Origin of the sequence: Vibrio sp. OPT18 (assembly GCF_015163615.1) — a bacterium.
In the GTDB taxonomy this organism is placed as follows: domain Bacteria; phylum Pseudomonadota; class Gammaproteobacteria; order Enterobacterales; family Vibrionaceae; genus Vibrio; species Vibrio coralliirubri.
This window is the reverse complement of the sequence record NZ_JADDYK010000049.1, coordinates 69,732-89,655: the sequence shown is the minus strand read 5'-3', so window position 1 is coordinate 89,655 and position 19,924 is coordinate 69,732. Positions and strand designations below refer to the sequence as shown.

General features: G+C 39.7%; 14 protein-coding genes and 1 pseudogene. 6 read left to right on the top strand and 9 right to left on the bottom strand.

Going from position 1 to position 19,924, the window contains the following annotated elements:
* Positions 1-7: 7 nt before the first annotated feature.
* Together IQQ51_RS12590 and IQQ51_RS27040 are read right to left on the bottom strand one after the other, a co-directional pair.
* Entirely contained in the window at positions 8-1,675 is a 1,668-nt protein-coding gene (locus IQQ51_RS12590; RefSeq protein WP_228012836.1) for a hypothetical protein, read from the bottom strand.
* Between the two features lie 11 nt (positions 1,676-1,686).
* Positions 1,687-2,340, bottom strand: coding sequence for a DUF262 domain-containing protein (locus tag IQQ51_RS27040; RefSeq protein WP_228012835.1), 654 nt, complete (start codon positions 2,338-2,340; stop codon positions 1,687-1,689).
* Between the two features lie 216 nt (positions 2,341-2,556).
* Between IQQ51_RS27040 and IQQ51_RS12585 the strand changes: the two genes are divergently transcribed.
* From IQQ51_RS12585 to IQQ51_RS12575, 3 genes are read left to right on the top strand one after another with little or no spacing between them, the layout of a single operon-like run.
* Positions 2,557-3,534, top strand: coding sequence for a DUF4007 family protein (locus tag IQQ51_RS12585; RefSeq protein ID WP_193841248.1), 978 nt, complete (start codon positions 2,557-2,559; stop codon positions 3,532-3,534).
* Between the two features lie 3 nt (positions 3,535-3,537).
* On the top strand, positions 3,538-6,894 hold the full coding sequence (locus tag IQQ51_RS12580) for a hypothetical protein (protein WP_193841247.1): 3,357 nt from the start codon (positions 3,538-3,540) through the stop codon (positions 6,892-6,894).
* 17 nt (positions 6,895-6,911) lie between these two features.
* A complete protein-coding gene (locus IQQ51_RS12575; RefSeq protein WP_193841246.1) occupies positions 6,912-7,811 on the top strand; it encodes a phosphoadenosine phosphosulfate reductase family protein in 900 nt (299 codons plus the stop codon).
* A 42-nt stretch (positions 7,812-7,853) separates the two neighbouring features.
* Here IQQ51_RS12575 and IQQ51_RS12570 read toward each other — a convergent pair whose 3' ends face one another.
* From IQQ51_RS12570 to IQQ51_RS12560, 3 genes are read right to left on the bottom strand one after another with little or no spacing between them, the layout of a single operon-like run.
* Positions 7,854-9,785 (bottom strand): DNA sulfur modification protein DndB, encoded by a 1,932-nt coding sequence (locus IQQ51_RS12570; protein WP_193841245.1) that lies wholly within the window; start codon positions 9,783-9,785, stop codon positions 7,854-7,856.
* Positions 9,786-9,796: 11 nt separating this feature from the next.
* Positions 9,797-10,510 carry a hypothetical protein gene (locus IQQ51_RS12565; RefSeq protein ID WP_193841244.1) on the bottom strand — a complete coding sequence of 238 codons (714 nt, stop codon included), beginning with the start codon at positions 10,508-10,510 and terminating at the stop codon, positions 9,797-9,799.
* On the bottom strand, positions 10,500-11,180 hold the full coding sequence (locus IQQ51_RS12560; RefSeq protein ID WP_193841243.1) for a hypothetical protein: 681 nt from the start codon (positions 11,178-11,180) through the stop codon (positions 10,500-10,502). The genes IQQ51_RS12565 and IQQ51_RS12560 overlap by 11 nt, the downstream gene beginning before the upstream one ends.
* A 624-nt stretch (positions 11,181-11,804) precedes the next feature.
* On the opposite strand from IQQ51_RS12560, the gene IQQ51_RS12555 reads away from it, so the two are divergent.
* Positions 11,805-12,770 carry a hypothetical protein gene (locus tag IQQ51_RS12555; RefSeq protein ID WP_193841242.1) on the top strand — a complete coding sequence of 322 codons (966 nt, stop codon included), beginning with the start codon at positions 11,805-11,807 and terminating at the stop codon, positions 12,768-12,770.
* Positions 12,771-12,966: 196 nt separating this feature from the next.
* The gene (locus IQQ51_RS12550) at positions 12,967-13,737 is read left to right on the top strand and encodes a 1-acylglycerol-3-phosphate O-acyltransferase (protein WP_193841241.1); all 771 of its coding nucleotides are present in this window, start codon (positions 12,967-12,969) and stop codon (positions 13,735-13,737) included.
* A 68-nt stretch (positions 13,738-13,805) separates the two neighbouring features.
* Here the strand turns inward: IQQ51_RS12550 and IQQ51_RS12545 are convergent, their stop codons facing one another.
* Entirely contained in the window at positions 13,806-14,603 is a 798-nt protein-coding gene (locus IQQ51_RS12545; protein WP_193841240.1) for a hypothetical protein, read from the bottom strand.
* A gap of 379 nt (positions 14,604-14,982) precedes the next feature.
* Between IQQ51_RS12545 and IQQ51_RS12540 the strand changes: the two genes are divergently transcribed.
* A complete protein-coding gene (locus IQQ51_RS12540) occupies positions 14,983-16,530 on the top strand; it encodes an alanine/glycine:cation symporter family protein (protein ID WP_193841239.1) in 1,548 nt (515 codons plus the stop codon).
* Between the two features lie 146 nt (positions 16,531-16,676).
* On the opposite strand, the gene IQQ51_RS12535 is transcribed toward IQQ51_RS12540, so the two are convergent.
* The 3 genes and pseudogenes from IQQ51_RS12535 to IQQ51_RS27035 all read right to left on the bottom strand — a co-directional run.
* Positions 16,677-17,270, bottom strand: a complete 594-nt coding sequence (locus tag IQQ51_RS12535) for an acetate uptake transporter (RefSeq protein WP_010440610.1) — start codon at positions 17,268-17,270, stop codon at positions 16,677-16,679.
* A 600-nt stretch (positions 17,271-17,870) separates the two neighbouring features.
* Complete coding sequence (locus IQQ51_RS12530) at positions 17,871-19,421, bottom strand: Na+/H+ antiporter NhaC family protein (RefSeq protein WP_193841238.1); 1,551 nt, start codon at positions 19,419-19,421, stop codon at positions 17,871-17,873.
* 275 nt (positions 19,422-19,696) lie between these two features.
* Positions 19,697-19,924: pseudogene (locus IQQ51_RS27035) on the bottom strand (carbohydrate-binding protein); the annotation flags it as partial.

The window sequence follows — 19,924 nt, the reverse complement described above, 5'->3', positions numbered from 1 at the left end:
GTAATTCCTAATCCAGCCAGAGAGTGAGATTTCGCCATGCATTCGTGAGAAGTAATACGCTTCTTTCATTGATTTGCTGTTTTGTCCACTGCTCTGCGAATGTTATATCTACAAACTTTTTCTCCAACATCAATATCGATGCATTACGCTTAGGTCCGTCAGACACTTCACCCTCTGCTAATAAAATATCATCAATATTATTAATAGAATCGTTGGATAACGCCTGTAACATATGTTGTTTTAGGTTATACCAAGATGGAGGGGTGGTGCTTGAAATGCCATTTCGAGCATCAATTAACACGTTACCAATCTTGTTATACTCTTCGGGGTTTGCAATATTCTCATCACTCCAACCATCAGTCGAACCGCCATTGAAAACCTTCTTAATGGTATCTTTACCAGAAATCACTTCCCACATCATAGTCGTCAAGAAAAAAGTACTTACCTTATCTGATACCTCATGATCGACTCCATTAAGTTCAATGCCATGCATACCTGCCAACAACAGCATCTTGATACTCTTTGGCTTAGTTAAGATTTGTTGTTTAGAACAAATATCAAGCCATTTTTCATCTACCGACTCTTTCGGCGAACCTTTTGAGCTAATCTTGGCTTCTAACTCGTCTCTAAAAAAAGACTTAATTGCTTCAGCACTAAAGCGTTCAGATGTGATAGGGCCGCTACCGAGTTGGTACTCACTTTGACCTGGGTTCATTCCGCGCTCGTGTAACTTTTTGTATACTCCGTCAATGCCATCAGCGCCACCACTCATGGCTCGCCAAAGTACACTAAACGCAGTTACGGCCTTGAGTACTTTTGCAAAGTCAGAATTCTCAGTGCCAACTGCATCAAATTTTTGATCAACTAGTAAGAACTGCACTAATAAACTTTGAACTATGTCATGTTTCATGTCGACAAGATAACGAAGACAGAGGTTCGCAATATCTAGTTCATTGGAGTCAACCATCCCTGCGACATCAGGTACCGGCGCTTGCCAATGATCAAACAAAAAATCGGCAGTAGTTGCGAGCTGAGTTAAATACTGATCTTTAGAGTTATAGTGACAATTTTCGTAACTCTTTAGCATAGCATCACGTTGGTCTCTCAAGCTTGTAACTTTTACTTTGCCTTCATAAGCACGAACAAAAGCCAGTATTAACGCCTTAGTTTTATCATTTTTTTCTTTGCTCTTGATGATATCTTCAAAACGTTCTGTAACGGAGTTGAGAGTCTCCATAGATATCTCTAACTCTTCTTCTGAAGCACCATCTCTGCGTTTGTTGCCAATATGCTCAATCACCTTAGGAACAAATGTTTCAATTGCAGTAAGCGGCTCCCCAGTAGTGTTCAATGCCTCAAACATATCAAAAGCATAAGATTCATTATTTACTTCAACATAAGTGAGGCAAACGCGATGAAGTAAAAACTTTGCAAATGCAGCAACATAAATAACCTCGGCTACTTTCGGATGAGCTTCCGCGGCATTTTCTAAATCGTCATCAATAGGAAAATCTAAACACGTATCCAATGTTTCAACACCGACTAGATCGCTGATATTGATCTTTTCTTCAACTTCACCACCAGGTAATTTGAATTCAAAACCTTTTTGTACACAGTCAAGCTGCTTTCTGATTTCCTTAACATTGTTAACTACGCGTTTTGCAGATGAGCTCATTAAAGATAAATCTAAAGGCTTAAATACGGAGCTATCACGCTGCTCGACAATATGACGTTGATAGGAAGACAACAACTCGGAAATAGGACTATCATATTGTTGTTTTTCTCATTTCTTCCCCAGCAATCTACTTGCGAACGAATAATTTTCGGAAGGTATTTATAAACTTCATGTTCAGCAGTTGTTTCAACTGCAGTGTTTGAAGTGTCAATCTCCAATTGAGATACAACTTGACGCAGCTCATCAAGAACATCTTTGACATCATCATCTTGCTCTGAGTCGATAGCTTTCTTCAGGCTAGGTAATAACATTCTCAACCTTTCATTGAGGCACAAAATTATTAACATCAACGTTGAAAGGCGTTGTTGTCCATCAATGATTAGCTTTATATGAGTAGGCTGATGTCTTTTAGCTAGGGGATAAATTGTCTGCGCAGAACTATCATCAACACTCAAGATTGAACCAAGGAAAATTATCGCATCAGGTGATTCAAGAAGGTTTCTAAACACATTCTCACAATCAGAAAACAAATCTCTAATATGACTTTCTTCCCATGAATACGGTCTCTGATAAGCAGGCATATAAAAGCCCGTGTTTTTACGTTCACAAACTACATCAAACACTGATTGAGGCTCTGCCTTAAATATGTCTAGAGACTTTTGCATTTTGTTTTCCTAGATAACTGATACGTAGAACAAACCTCCATTTATAGCATTAAAGCTTTTCTATATCTACAGCCACATGTACGATATACCATAAATTAGTTATCGTATGAATAAAGCATCAATTAAAGCTTTGTTCCTATGTTGCTAAGCGTCTATCTGATACAATCTCAACTCTGTTTGGATAAAATCTCCAATTAACACTACAAGGTATTCACATTGAGCATCGAGTCTAACGTCCTAAAGTTCTCAGGGCATCAAACCTTCCCGATTAGATATGGTTGGATTTACAAGATAATTCAAGAGGTTATTAAAGGTAACTCATTATCTAGTAAAGAGAATATAGAAGAACAGATGGTATCTATGGGCATGGGTAAAAACATGGTTCTTTCTGTCAGACATTGGATTCGTGTGCTGAACTTGGTTGAATGCACTGATAAAAAAAAGCAAACCTATAAACTAACGGAACTTGCAGAAAGACTCTTTGTAGGGAACAACGCATTCGATGAGTACTTAGACAAAACAGGAACTGTTTGGTTACTTCACTGGCTGATGCAATCAATTGGTTCTCAAAATGCTGAACTCAATACTGCTCGCTGGTTCTTTAACTACTTCAATGGAGTTCGTGTCGATAAATTGCAGCTTTCTAAAGATATTCAGCTCTCTTTAGAAAATCACGAAAAAGCGAAAGAGCAAGAGCGAGCTGTTACAGATGCAACTTTAAAAAAAGACATTGACTGTCTTTTTCAAATGTACGCGGTTAAAACAACTGCCGCAACGAAAGTCAACGAAGATAGCTTTACTTCACCTTTCACTGAGTTAGGCCTTATTTCTCAAGAGTCTGCTAAAGATTACCGTGCAGAATTGTCACTACAAAAGTCTCTACCTACTGCTGTATTTGGATACGCTTTAATTGATTACATGATGCGAAAACAACTCGATAGCGATGGTAACAAAATCAACAATAACAATACCTTATCTTTCGATTCGCTATTAAACGATGTAGGTTCTCCGGGCCGCGTATTCCGCTTAACCACAAGTGGATTGAGTGAAAAGCTAGACGAACTAGAGATATTAAGTAAGGGTAAAATTGCTTGGACTGATACCCAAGGCCTAAGACAAGTTCAACATAACTTTGAAGATTTACAACAAGTAGATCCTGCAATGTTCCTAGAAAACTATTATCACGGGGAATAAGACGTGACGCTTAACAAACAATACTCGATTGCAACCAGACAACAACGTTCTACACGTATTGATAGCGATCTTAGCCCTGAATTTTTTCAAGGATTAGTATATCACGGTACAGCGCAGTCTGCCTTAGAGACTCTCTTTAGACAATACTCACAGACAAGTCAAAGTGCTTACACACTAACTGGTCCGTATGGTTCAGGTAAATCTACTATAGCATTGCTTCTTACCGGTTTGCTGCACGAAAGTGCTGAGATGCGTAAGGCGGCACTTGAAGTTATTAACCAAGACTCAAAAGACTTACTTGCTCAAAGTATCGCTTATTCAAAAGGTTGGCTACAAATCCGCTCTGTGGGTGGTGTAAATAGTCCAGTCAATACCTTTTGGGACGCAACGCTTGATGCTCTTTTAGAGCACTCTGCAACAAAACAACTGCATAACAAATACAGCAAAATTGAAATAGAAAGTGAATCTCATCTAATAGAAACCTGGGAATCACTTTTTACAGAAGCTAATACCTTGGTTGATGGCGTACTGCTACTTGCAGATGAAATGGGGAAGAGCCTTGAGTTCATAAACAAGAATCGTGGTGAACTTCATCTTTTTCAAGATTTAGCCGAGGTACTAGGCCGAATTGATACACCTGTAATTTTTGTTGGTCTTCTTCACCAAGCATTTAGTGAGTACGCGAAAGATCGTGGCACAAAACTCCAAGAAGAGTGGGGGAAGATCCAAGGTCGTTATAATGACATTCTTTACAATGTTTCAACGGATGAAACCGTTGCTTTAATAGGTAAGTCTATCACTCATTCTGAGTCTATCGACAACTCAGATGATAGTGTCGTCCAGCAAGTACTGGAAGCATTGGATAAAAATAAATCTGATCGTAAGAAACAGTTGAAACAGCGCCTCGAGCAATGTGTACCTCTGCACCCTTTAACGGCTCTAATTCTTGGACCAATTTCAAAGCGCCGATTCAGTCAGAACGAGCGTAGTACGTTTAGCTTCTTAAACTCCCATGAGCAAAATAGCTTCCAGATGTTTCTGAAAGAGAATGTAAATCGTGATGCTCGGTATACTCTAGAACACCTTTGGGATTACCTAGAGGTAAACTTAGAACACGCAATCCTTGGTTCTCCGGATGGTCATGGTTGGGCTGCAGCTACAGAATCAATTCGCCAAGCAACTAAAAAGCAAGTACCAGAGAAGGCAATTGAGATTCTGAAGTCTATTGCACTCATTACTCTATTTGGAAAACCGGCAAACTTATCCGCAACAGAAGAAATGCTGCTCGCAGCTTCAAACGTACATGATCAGGAAGAATTGGATGAATATTTACACAGTTTAAAAAATGCATCCTGTATCATCTACCGTAAGCACTTGTCTTCATGGGTCGTCTTTGAAGGCTCTGACCTAGATATTCCAAGTTTAATCGAAGAGAAAATTGAGCAGCAAGGTACGAGTAACGAAGCCATTAACCATATTGTTTTCTCAAAGCAGATTATTGCAAAAGGTTACTACCACAAAGTCGGCACTTTGCGTTGGGCTGAGCAATCTATCTCTGACAATTTTGATGATGAATTTGCGCAACACCTAATTGCCGAGCGTAAAGGTGAGTTTGCAAACTTGGTTTTGCTACTAAACCAAACTAATGAAAAAAAACTACAAGACGTATCGAAACAATATCCGACCCTCATCCTAGCGGGCGCTAAGAGCTCTGATGAAATTACCGCCCTTGCAAAAGAACTATATGCGCTTGAGTTAATAAAATCAGACAAGGAGATCGGCGCAACTTTACAGCACGATAATGTCGCTCAAAAAGAGTACAATGGTCGCTTGATCAATGCCGAAATTGCTTTAGATAATGCAATCAATGAGGCGTTTAGTAATGCTGATTGGTATTGTTTTGGGCAAAGAAGTGACACAAAGACATTGAGTACTATCGTAAGTGACACTGCAGAAAAAGTATTCAATGCAACTCCAGTAATAATGAACGAGCTTGTGAACCGTAATAAGCTATCAGGTACTGCTGTCTCCGCTCTAAAGAAATTGCTTGAAGCAATGTTAGATCAAGAAGGTGAAGAGAGTCTGGGGATTACTGGTCATCCACCAGAGATGTCTATGTATATTAGCTGCCTAAAAAATACAGCTATTCATACGTTTGAAGCTGAAAATGAAAAACATTGGCACCATGATGCTAATATTGACCCGAAGCTAAAAGCCCTATTCGATGCCGCAAGTGATTACTTGATAGCAAACTCAGGTCGCAACGTTCGCTTATCAGAAATAGTTTCTCTATGGAGCAAAACACCTTATGGGATTACGCAAGGTGTTACACCGATTTTCTTACTCGCATTCTTAAAATCACTCGGTGATAAAGTTGCTTTTTATGAAAAAGACCTTGGTGGTGAATATGCATTTATCGCAGAGCCTGATGTTGACTATGTACATAAGTTAATTAAGTCGCCACAAGATCTAGCCGTTAAATTCATTGTTTTAGATAAATCAGAGCAAGAGTGGCTGCAATTTTTAGCTTCATTTGCCGCAGCTGAAACTAACAGAGATGTAACGAATAATATTTTATCTGTTGCTAGTCCGTTAGTTACAACTATGCACAACTTACCTAATTGGGTTAAGAACGCGCACGACTTCAACGCTGATTATACTGAAAATAAGAAGCTAATCTCAGTTCGAGACCTGTTCTTGCAAGCTAACGATCCTCATGCTTTGTTGATTGTAGATTTACCTAAATACCTCGATCCTAAAAGTGAGCTTACGTTTACTCAAAAAGTAGATGTATTGGAGCATCACTTCAAAGTATTGCGTAGCAAGCACGAGTTGATGCTCAAAGATATCAAGCAAAAGGTAAAAACATTATTCCCTGAGAGCGGAAAAGAACTTAAATCTATGTGCCAGCTAGTTGAACAAAAAGCGGGAGATATTCGCCTGAAAGCTTTTGCTCGAGAACTAGGAAAAAGCGAAGATGGTCTACTTGAGTGGCTAGAAAGCATGATTCAGATCGTAATTGGCCGTGGTAAGCAAAGTTGGAATGAAGGCCTGTTGCTTACTGCATCAACAAAGATTAGTGAATTTGCTCAAGATTTCTTAAGCGTCGTTAAATCGTCCGATACAGCGCCAGATAATCAGGTAAAAGAGATAAAAACTAAATTAGTATCTCTCGTCCTGGAAGGCAATGACGGTCAACTACAGTCATATAAAAAAGAAGTTCGCATTGTAGAGCAAGCCAATGCCGATAAAAGAATTAAGCATGTAGAGCACACCTTAAAAGAATTAGAAATGGATGAATTCGAGCGCATACATGTTTTACAAACATTATTGAAACAAGCACTGGAAGCTCAAGGTTAAATGAATAGGTATTAATCATGAGTCAACAACGTAAAGTTAAACATGTTCTCGGGCTTTCTGGTGGCAAAGACAGTGCTGCCCTAGCGGTTTACATGGCAAGAAATTACCCTGAGATCGACATCGATTATTTCTTTACTGATACCGGAAAAGAACTACCAGAAGTTTACGATTATCTAGAGCAACTAGAAATTGTTCTTGGCAAACCAATATCTCATATAAATGATAAAAAAGGGTTTGATTACTGGCTAGAACAGCACAACAATTTCTTACCTGCAGGACAGCAACGCTGGTGCACTATTCGTATGAAGCTTGAACCATTTGAAAAGTGGATTAAGCCTTATTTAGACGAAGGGTATGAAGTAGTGTCTTATGTAGGCATTCGTGCTGATGAACCTTGGCGGGACGGCTACCGCCCGAATGAAAGTCAAAAGTACTTGAAGATAAAAATGCCTTTTGCTGATGACGGTATTAAGAAGCAAGGCGTACTTGATATTCTTGATAGCGCAGGACTCGGTTTGCCAAAATATTATGAGTGGCGCTCTCGTTCAGGATGCACATTTTGTTTCTTCCAACGTAAAATTGAGTGGGTTCGTCTTATGGAACGACACCCAGAAGCTTTTGCTGAAGCAAAATCTTATGAGAAGCGAGCAGAAACAAGTGCGAATGGTGAAACATTTTTTTGGATGGGCCCTAACGAACCGCTAGAGTCATTAGAAGATCCTGAACGTATTGCACAAATTAAGGCAAACCACGACAAGGTTCAAAAGCGTTTCGAGAAGAAGAAAGCTCGCGAACGAAAACGTCGTTTAGGTATGCACGCTATGGTTGATGAAAGTATGCTAATCGACACCTTAGACATGGATGCGATGTACGACCTCGATGAAGGCGGTGGTGCTTGTGTGACTTGTTACAAGTAAAAAGATGACAGGCTACACTAGGAGCCTGTCGTTTTATCTATATTATTTGTAGTCGAGCTGACTAAGGATTAACTTCAATCGTTCTCTGCAGTTAACCTTTATCTCCTCTTCATTTATCAATGAAAATCTATGCTTAGCAACGGGCACTAGTGCTTTAGCAATAGAGTTTAGCAACTTACTCGCTCCAGGATATTTCTTTAATGAATTCTTGTCTGAAATTATGTCAATAAATTCACTGGGTGATGTAGCATTAGATTTTTTATAATACCAAAATAAAATTAACGTATCCTGAATTTTATTGACTGCAGTATTCGAGTATTTAATTGTCAATGTCACAGGATTTTTACTAATACCCTCCCATAAATGACCTTCAACACGCTCTGATGTGTGTGTCGTATTCGGAGATAATATGTAATTTATGTTAAAAATCTCTTTCTCATAAAGTTCATTTAGGAATGAAATCCAATGATCTAAGAAACCCTCAGGATCAATATGCTCTCCCTCCAAGGATGAAGATTGAAAATATGCATACTTTGTTGCTTTAAGTAATGCTTTTTGCCAAACGACCATAAAGGCCCATTGCTCCTTCTTAAAGCTACTTAATTCACTCTCAGGTCGTCTAACGTATCCTTCAAATTCATCTTCTGACCAGATATTATTTTTTTGGTTTTTCTGTGCAGATAAACTCAAACTGTTATAAAACGCAAGCTCTCCATCAACACCACCAACTTCCCTTGTTAACTCCCAAAAATCTTTATATGGTTTAAACTTGCTAAAGATACCATATATTAAAGGCTTATAATGTAAGTTGAATGAATCGACTGCAGCTAATGAATATTCATACGGTAGTATTTTTATAGGCTCTTCATCCAATGTAACTTTATCTAAGCAATACTCTTCTAGTTTCCGTTTACCTTTATATATTGAAGAATTTTCCCCTTCTCCTTTGTAGATAATATCAGAAATAAATAGACTATCTTCTACACTTTTAGAGAATGTTCTCACATGATCTTCATCTAAAGGATCTTCGGGATATTTTATTGATAAGATATCCTTTATCACCATATGTAAAACACTGACCGAAGTAAAATATGATCCTGAATCAAACTTAACTGAATCATCTTTCCAGTTAACTAAACCAAGTGGAAGTTTATCAGGCAATTCTTCTCTAGTTTTCCCAACTAATAGATTTCGAGTACATATTGATTCAAGATCTTGATCATCTAATAAAATCTGTCTTGCATTAGATATTAATTTCGCATGCTTATTTAAATCAACAAAAACCTCTCTAACTACAGATAATAATGGATTATCATCATGGTTACCCACAATACTAGGCATATCAAAACCAACACGAGAATCTAAAACTAAAAATATAACCGGAACTCTAGTATTTCTTTGTTTCAAACTTAAGTTTGATGTCTCGAAAAATTTTTTCAAAGCAGCGAGACGATGTTGTCCGTCAATTGTAGCTGCAAATATATTTTTTTCATCCCACCTCAAATATTGAATATTGGAAGAGCTTCCATTTGAGGCTATTTGGACCCCACCGACTTGTGTAACTTCATATTTATCTATATTAAAAGGCGGTTCTGAAGGTGGCGAAAGATCAAGCTTGTTGTATGCTCTACCTAGCTTACCATCATTATTCATAGGAAGAAGGGCTACTGTCAAAGAGTTAAAAAATGACCTTTTTTCTTTTCTTTTTAAATAGTTTACTACAATATCTTCTTCAACTCTGGGCCAATTAATATCACGCTGGAAAAGTTCTTCCAAAGACCACTTGTGCCGGTGTTCTGATGGCATATCTTCAACAAGCTTCAAATGACGATGAATCTCCTCCAACGTAAGGTTAGCTTGGTAGTAAGGAACTGTATAATTGGAAACTGAAAAGTCACCTTTAAGTACAGCCTTAGTCGGAGTGTAGCACTGGTCACTTTTCTCTTCATATAGATCATCATCAAATTCATTCATATTATTCTCTTCTAAATCTGTTGCTCGCCAATTTTATTTACGAATCTTGGTTTTGTATATCTAGTTGCTATTTCTTCAAATATTTTTAAAGGTAAGTTAATCTCTTCTTTTTTCTTATTACTATCAAGATCCAACCCGAAGAAATCTATTGTTTCAGTCTCAATATCGTCACTAGACTCATCGCCCTCTTCGTAAAGTTCATCCTCTAAAACTAAATACCTAACTTTAAGCCTGTCGAAATCTATGCCCTCAGCTTTTAATCTGATTGACAAAGAGGATTCAGAACCTAAGTGCTGTTTAACTCTCGCTTTCAAGCATTTAGTCTCTCCTATATACAGAGATGGAGAGATTGAAGAAAGAGAGTTAATAAAATCTATTAATTTAGCAGGAAAACCTTCATCGACATCAATAACACTCAGTAATGTCTCTTTTGTTAGATATGACCCTTTTGTGCTTCCACTATACGTAACTTCTAATGATTCATATGCACCAACTTTTACTTTTCTTGATATTCCATGTGATAAACTTAGAACATCATTTATTCTACTCAAAATTAAATCACACCAATCATCTTCGTTTTTTACTTCTTGGAAAAAGCTATCCAATCGAAAGTCATGTTCAAAAGAATAAATGGCGGCTTGTGAAGGTAAACTTTCTAACAAAATTTCCATTGGAATATTCTTAGAAAGAGACAACTCTGACCAACGTTCACTATCACCTTTCATTAATAATCTCATATATTATTTTCGATTTTTCGGAAGAAACCTGTATTTTATTCATTACATCTGAATAAACAGTATTACTTAAAAAATTCATGTTACTTAACTTCTTTGGATCACTTTCGATGGATGAAATATATAAGCTAAGTTCTTCATAAACGCTATGGTATTTATTCAAAACAGGACCATAAAGCTTTTTCATCCTTCTCAGTTCTGTTAAAGAGTGTGTATCATTTTTACTTTGAGACTTCATACACAATTCACAAAAAGAGTGTATCTTATAATACTTAGGAATCTTCTTATATTTATCTTCAGACATAAAAACGGAAAATATATTATCACTAATACTGTCAAATACATCAATTAAATGCTCTAACGTTGATAATGTCATTTGTATCTTATTTGAAGAGTTTTCATCATCAGAATTATGTCGTAACCTTGTATATTCATCTCGAGACAAACTTAATTCAGACTGTTGAATAAACAAACCACCAACAACCCACACAAATGCTAAAGCACTAGTTAAACTAGCTATAGCATCGCTAACCTTATCCAATGAATCAGGGAAACCTAGTTTTTTTATTCCTATAATAAATACTAAGGCAATCAGGGATGAAACACACACACAAACAATAAATATTTTATTATCTCTTAATCGATTACCAACACCGGCCATGCTCTACTCTATTGTGAAATCAAAATTACGCATATTAAACCAAAGTCATATTTAATAATCAACAAGTTATGTAAAAACATAGACAACACACCATAAATAACATTTAATTTTTAAGATTCGCATCATATTTTCATTTTTCAGAAGAACATAGATCACTTACTTAACATTAAAATTTGACTAAATTCATTTCTTATAATTATTATCCCCTAGATATCGCCGTCGAAACTTCTATGTCACCACATCCATTCGTAAACTTACAAAAATATTGTTCTAAAACAGGGGGATAATCTTAAAGTTGGTTTGATTTTGAGAGGTTATCTAATTTTTCAAACAATCCCAGAATTAATATTGATAAATATGTTAATTATAAACGACGGATGGTTGACTAAGTATTATAAAACCCATATCGTTCACGGATAGAATTCCCCATCAAAAATCACAGTACAGATAACTACAATAAGAATATTTATAAAAACTCACTCAAGTTCTTAGATATTTACGAGGATAATAAGAAACTCTCTTTGACTCCCAAGAATTATCAGCTAACACTGGTAAACATCAAGCCATGGTTACTGTAATTATAGAAATTGAAGTAATCAGTACACATTTACAAGATCAGTCTCAATGACACATGATGGTTCAAAATTGACAGTTAACACATACTCGCACATAGATACCCCATTCAACCTGCGCCACACCTGTTGGTTTTGTGGTGAACCTTCCAGTAACGTTGTTGAATTCCCTAAGACAGCGCAGGCTGTTGCCAAGATAGGCCATTCACCGATAGCACTGCCGGCTTGTAATGAGTGTGCGAGAATTAACTACTCGAAGAATCTGACCTCAATTTGGTCTGTGCGCGATCAGATAAAACACACTCTGATAGACAAGTACGCTAAGCACCTTGGCATCGGTGAGAACTGGACGGAGCAAGAGCTTATTGATTCTGATTTCTCGGGCTCGACACTTGGTGGGTTTGGACGCAGCGCTTGGAAGATGTATCAAATCGCCAAGCAACGCGTCGATTACAAAGGCTGGCCTTTGTCGGTTGATGACATCCCACTTGAGGTATACGACGAAACCAGTGGCTTTGAGTTTGACGGTACTCGTTATGCCTCAATCAATTCATGTATCGATTATTTCACCAAGGCTGCGGGCGTAGACAAGGAGCTGTTGTCGCAGCTTGTCGACATCGTTTCATCAGACCGATTTAGCTACGCACTGCGAATCGCCAAGTTGAACAAGAGTGTTTCTAATACCAAGCGCTCGGAGATCGTCGAAGAGGTACTGCAACAAGAGTCTGAACAAGAAGAGATACTGCTTGAGCAAGCTAATTCCATGTTTAACCCAAACGTCGAAGAGGTGAATATTTCAGGCTCAATAGCGCCTGTATTTGCCATTCAATGGGCGCTGGCTAACAAGGTTAAAGATTTAGCCCACCTTTGTGCTCTCGAAGATGAGTATTTTGACTATTTCGAGCACCTCGGCGGCCCTGCAGCTTTCATGTCTTATAACGGCCTACAACTCTACTTGGAATCGCGCCAAGATCCGGAATGGGTAGAAAAATCGGATCCAAATAAACAGTATTGGTGATCATAATCCATTACTGGTGAACACGTGTAAGCTCGATAACTGTGTCAAACACCCATTGTTAGTCCTTGTTTTATATAAAGATCTAAAAATTGCTCCCTATCACAGTTAATTGTTGCAATTCGGTTAAATAGAGTGAAAACTTCAAGCATCTAAAACTATTTAATCACTGCCATCTGCGGTGAGTAAGGAGTGAATTGTGCTTGCTGTTCTTCGTATTATTTTGGCTACGGTGTTTATTATTTTCACCACTCTATGTGCTTTTGTTTACTGCTTGTTTAGCCCCAAGAACCCCAAGCATGTGTACGTTTTCTGTCGTTGGTTCAACCAACTCCAAAAGATCATCGGTGTAAAACTGGTGCAGCGCGGCCTAGATAATGCGCCTACACCAGAAAACAGCGTCTACATATCTAACCACCAAAGCATATTGGACTTTGTAACCGACCCAGGAATGCTAAGACCACGCACTGTTTCATTGGGCAAGCGCGATTTGTTGTATGTACCTTTCTTTGGCCTGCTGTATTGGATCACCGGTAACATCATGATTAACCGCGAAGACAAGTCCAAAGCACGCGATACCATCAAACAAGTGGCTGAAGCAATTCACCAGAGAGATCTGTCTGTTTGGGTTTACCCTGAAGGAACCCGTAGTAAAGGGCGTGGACTACTGCCATTCAAAACGGGCGCTTTCCGAATGGCGATTGAAGCTGGCGTGCCTATCACCCCGATGTGTACCAGCACCACACACAATAAGATTGACTTTAATCGAGCCAATAATGGCATTGTGATCACCGAGATGCTGGAACCTATCGATGTATCCGGATACAAGCTTAGTGATGCAAGAGAACTGGCCAATCGCTGTCACGCAATCATGGCAGAAAAAATAGCAGAGCTTGATGACGAAGTGGCTCGTTTAGAGGCGCAGCGAAACCTGAATTGGATTCACAAGATACATAGTACCGATGATTAGATATCACTCCCCCTAAGTAAAAAAGGAGTAAGTAATTTGTGAGCTTACTCCTTATGTCACGAAACTAGCTAAAATATCGTTTCTAACGACACTCCAGCTCCCATAGCAATCCCCTTAATTAAGCTATTGGAGTCATTAATATTAATTTCTTTGTGCTCACCAGTGATATCAATCGATATATCACATGTCTGGTAATTACTTATTAATTCTTCCTCAGTAAAATTGTTAAACAAACTAAGCGGCACGTAATATGCTCCTCCGGTTACTACATTTTTACTTAAATCATCATTTTCCCAATGGTGGAAAGTTTCGTAAACACCTTCAGAATTAAGACAAGAAAGCGAGGGGATCACGAATCGGTATACAACCTCAGAATCTTCAGTCCAAGCGTAATTGTAACCACTGCCATCATAAGTACTAGTCAATGGAATTGCAGAGGGTTGTCCATCAAAACTAGTTGCAGCAACTACCTCACCATCACGCTTCCAAATAACTTCATAAGTAGCGGCGTAAGTTGGCATATCGTAAGAGTATAGCGAGCCGTAGATATTGGTTAAGGCAACTAGCGTTCCGTCGACCAAAACTTCGATTTCATCAAGCCCAGTAAGAGACATAAGACGAGTTGCATCCTTCTCATAGCTTAATGTCACAACAATACTTGCATCTGTAACAGTATTATTAGAAAACGTTGCTTGCGCTCGAAGTTGGCTCACATCATAGTCTTCACTTAATGTTCCACCTGGGTCGGGCAGCCCACTAAAACTCCCCCCTTCAGAACCAGTACTGCCATCACTACCACCTCCGCTGCCCCCCCCACAGCCAGTTAACAGTAAACACCCCATTATTAAACAATAAAATATCTTCATAAATGCTCCATAAGTATATAAAAAACATTAACATTCTGAAGGCGAATAGAATTTACTCAATACAAGTAAAAGCGAATTTCGACCCATTTCACGAACGGGGATTAGGAAATATTCCGTAACAATTCCATGTAAAAACAGTCCATAAACTCTACGCAATATTTATTCACTCTTAAAAATGCCAACAAATTCGTGCAGTTGCATAGGCGATTAAATGGAAGGATTATCGAATTAGCACTAAGCATTAACAAACACCCTCTATAACTTGCTTTATGTCACAGTAATCCTAATGCGCAGTTAAATAATTTAACACTCAGGTTACAAGTGAAGTATTGTGTTGTTCGAAAAACAATCATAAGCAAAACTAACAGGGAAAATACTCATGCAGTCATTCGTTGATTTTTTGAATGGAATAATCTGGAGCCCAGTACTTATCTACCTATGTTTAGGTGCAGGTTTGTTCTACTCCATCATGACTCGATTTGTTCAAATCCGTCACTTCTTTGAAATGTGGCGCTTGCTACTATCGGGTAAAAGCTCATCAAAAGGCATCTCGTCTTTCCAAGCTCTAGCCGTTTCGCTATCTGGCCGTGTCGGTACAGGTAACATTGCTGGTGTTGCTGCCGCTATCGGTTTCGGTGGCCCAGGTGCCGTATTCTGGATGTGGGTTGTAGCCTTCTTTGGCGCTGCGACTGCTTACGCAGAATCTACGCTAGCGCAAATCTACAAAGAAGAAGACGAAGGCCAGTTCCGTGGTGGTCCGGCTTACTACATTGAAAAAGCAATGGGTCAGAAGTGGTACGCATGGATCTTCGCTATCGCGACTATTTTTGCATGTGGTATTTTGCTTCCAGGTGTTCAGTCAAACAGTATCGGTAATGCTGTAGAAGCTGCATTTGGCTCAGGTGACATGATTGAAACAGCTGTCGGTACATTCAGTTTCGCTAAAATTTTCTCCGGTACTGTTGTTGCTATCATCCTTGCTTTCATCATCTTTGGTGGTGTTAAACGTATTGCGAACTTCACACAGATCGTTGTTCCTTTCATGGCATTGGCTTACATCATCATCGCGTTCGTTATCATTTTGCTAAACATCAGCCAAGTGCCAACTGTTTTCGCAATGATTGTTGGTGATGCATTCACACCTATGGCAGGCTTCGGTGCTGCAATTGGTTGGGGTGTTAAGCGTGGTGTTTACTCAAACGAAGCGGGTCAAGGTACTGGTCCTCACGCGGCAGCTGCTGCAAGTGTTGATCACCCAGCTCAGCAAGGTTTGGTACAAGCGTTCTCTATCTACATCGATACTCTTCTAGTATGTTCTGCTACAGCGTTCATGATCATCATCACTGGTGCTTACAACGTTCATGGCGGCGCTGAAGGTGTGTTCCTTGTTCAGAACCTAGCAGCAAACATTGGTGCGAATGGTCCTGTATTTACACAGCTTGCTATTGAAAGTGCACTACCAGGCATTGGTAAGCCATTCATCGCATTTGCTCTGTTCTTCTTCGCATTTACAACGATTCTTGCATACTACTACATCGCAGAAACGAATATTGCTTACCTACGTCGTACCATCAAGATCCCTGGCATGATGTTCGTACTTAAGCTTGTTCTTATCACTGCAGTTTTCTATGGCACAGTTAAAACAGCGAACCTTGCATGGGCAATGGGTGATGTTGGTGTTGGCTTGATGGCATGGTTAAACATCGTTGGTATTCTGATCATCTTCTTCATGTCTAAGCCTGCGCTTAAAGCTCTAGCTGACTACGAAGAACAGCAGAAACAAGGCGTAACTGAGTACACATTCAACCCTGTAAAACTAGGCATTAAAGGTGCAACTTACTGGGAAGAGAAGTACAAGCGTAAAACAGGCAAGTCTCCTGAAGCAGAATCTGCAGACACTAAACCTGTAGAGCAACCTTCAGCTTAAGCTTTCCTTAGCAAATAGATCGCTTTAAAAGAATAGCGCTATTAATAACGCATAAAAAAGGGGTTAGCCATTTCGGCTAACCCCTTTTGTTTTATTCATAACCAATAAATGGCTTATAACAAACTAACTGTTCCCGAGTTAGAGTATTAAGCAGCGATTTCTTGTGTTGCCATTTGAGGCGCTTTCTTCTCACCGATAGGCAGTACTGTGCGGCCGTATTCGTTGTTGATTACTTGTGCCATTGCAAAGTAGATAGCTGAAGCGCCACAGAAGATACCTTCAAAACCAGCGATAGTGCCGATTAGTTCGCTGCCAGTGAAATCACGAGCTGCAAGTAGGAAGAACAAGATAGTCAATGAACCGAATACTACTTGCTTAGCCACTGGGTAGCATAGAGAACCGATGAACATGAAGCCTGTGAAGATGCCCCATAGTAGTAGGTACCAACCCATGAATGCTGCAGGGCTTGCTGGTAGACCCATGTAAGGCATTACAATCAAACCAACCAAAGACAACCAGAACAGGCCGTAAGAAGTAAATGCAGTTGTACCGAACGTGTCACCACGTTTGAAACACATTGTGCCCACGATAACTTGGCTCAAACCACCGTAAAAAATACCCATAGCAAGAATCATTGAATCGATTGGAAAGAAACCTGCGTTGTGGATATTAAGAAGAATAGTGGTCATACCGAAACCCATTAAGCCTAGTGGCGCTGGGTTAGCTAGTTTGGTCGACATTGCGAATTTACCTTATTAAAGTGGTTGATTAAAAAAAAACGATAAAAGTTATCAGAAAATTTTAATCTATAAACCGTACAACTAGGTAATCCAGTTATCGAAAACTAAGATTGTGTAAATGATCTTATGGAAAATTAGTTTCATAACAACGCGAATTAATTCATAGAACCTATAAGTAAACGAATTCCCTGTCACGTATCGACTCATTAGATCGTCATTCCAGAATCGAGGGACGAGATATCTGGAATCTCCTCTTCGATATGAACACCGACGATAAACGCTAGAGATTCCCTATCACGTTCGTTCCTCACTGTAGGGAATGACGGTGGTTTACGTTGGTGCGAGTAAACGATATTTGAGATGCGAGAGCATGTTGAGATTGGGTTAGTGATATGCATATGAAAAAATGCGGGTAACGAGATTCGGGATGCGAAAAGAGTCTTTAGATTTGAATAAGCGCCCCGTAATAGCAAACGTAGGTAACAGAGGGCGAGCTTTTCGTTACTCGTTTACTCGTATCCCGTATCTACCCATTGAATCGTCATTCCAGAATTGAGGGACGAGATATCTGGAATCTCATCCCTCGTTTGTAATCTCAAATTACGCTTGTTGTGGTTTAGATTCAGGCACTTGAGATTGAACTTCTGAAGAAGCGTTTTTACTCGCGTCGCGCTTGGCTAACAGAGTTACAAGAATAAGCTGAGCAACAAGAGCGCCTAACACAACCAAAGCACTTCCTGTAAAGCCTGCCACTACAAAACTAACCAAAGCGATAGAGCCGTTCATTAATGCGTAAGGGAGCTGTGTCTTAAAGTGTTCAAACTGATCACACCCTGCCCCGGTTGAAGAAAGAATCGTGGTTTCAGAGATCGGTGAGCAGTGATCACCGAACAAGCCACCTGATAACACGGCACCAATTGCGACAAGAAGCGGAGCATCTATCGCAATCGCGGTTGGGATAACCAATGGCATCATTATCGCGAAGGTTCCCCACGATGAGCCCGTAGCGAATGAAATAATGGCAGACAGCAAGAAAGCGACCGCAGGCACTAACCAATATGGAAAGCCGCTCTGTGCTTGCTCGGCAATATAAGCGGCTGCGCCCAACTCTTTACCGACGGTGCTTAACGCCCAAGCCAATACCAAGATGATCGCGACCGGCATCATATTTCCCATGCCTTTTAAGTACACAGAAACACCGTCAGACAGTTTTCTTACACCGTAGTAAGCCATTAGCGAGATCAAGGTAATCGCGGCAAAGAAATAAGCCGATGATAAAGCTGCTCTGAACGATGAACCCGCGACCTTTTGGAACGGGAAGCCTTGAGGAACTAACATCGCACATAACACCACCAGCATCACTAACAACGGTGCCCAAACAAAAGATGCCTTTGCATTTTTATGCGAGAACGGATTTAGTGATTCGTTATTCACGCCAGAGTTAATTCCCGCTTGGCAATCACGCTCGGCTTTTGCCATTGGTCCAAAGTCTAAACCTTTAACGGACACTAACGGAACGATGAAAATCGCGAGGAATGCGTAGAACTGAAAAGGAATTGCACCAATGAACGCATCCCAGTCAGACATATTGATATTCAGCGCCGTAAACTCTTTTTGGATCAGGCTCATGATGTAAACGCCCCATCCAATGAAAGGAATAAGGATCGCAACCGGCGATGAGGTTGAATCAATGATGAATGCTAGCTTCTGTCTAGAAAGTTTCAGTTTATCGAAAAGAGGACGAAAAACAGGGCCAACAATTAGAGGGGTGCCTAAATCTGAGAAAAATATAACGATTCCACCCAACCATGCTGACAATTGAGCTTGGCATTTGTTGCTTACCCACTGAGTCACTCGCTTGGCAAACGCGACGCCGCCACCGGACTTTTCCATCAATGCGACAAAGCCTCCGATGAATACCAACAGCATAATCACGCCAGCGTTGTAGCTGTCAGTAAGTTGAGGGACTAAGTAACCTTTAACCATGGTACCAAACGTATCAAGCGGATTTAGTTCGCTAAACATGCCAGCCAGCATTGCCACACCACTTAGCACACCAGCAAAAAGGCCAATCACCACATTCCTTGTCGCCAACGACAACACCAAAGTAATCACAATGGGGATGAGTGACGTGATATCTGTCTGTTCCATAGGTACACCTTAACCCTAAAATAAAGAGAATAAATATAAATTAAATTTGAATATAAATTCACAACCACCATTTGTACAGAACTTTATCCTCTAACTGGATAATTAGTCTTTAATTGCGCTTCAACATAGCCAAATAGACCAATACCCCTCCTTAGATAGCCAAGTTCGAAACGAAAAAAAGCCGAAAGTAGAAACTTTCGGCTTTTGATTATTTATATCATTATGGTCGTACGACTGAACTCGTAACTTAAGTCACTTCCTCAATATTCAGACTATTAATTACAGCTAATTTCATCCCAGAACCAATTCGACTGAACAGGGCTTTCCCATACACCCGGGCCGTTTTTAGCTACGAAGCACTTGCCGTTATGCGTCACTTTATCACCGTTACTCACTTGGCTAACGCCCGCTTGCCATATGATAAACACCGATGGGTCAACAACGACAGGCGGCTCAGTAACTGGCGGTTCAACTGGTGTTGGGTCTACCGGAACAGGATCAAC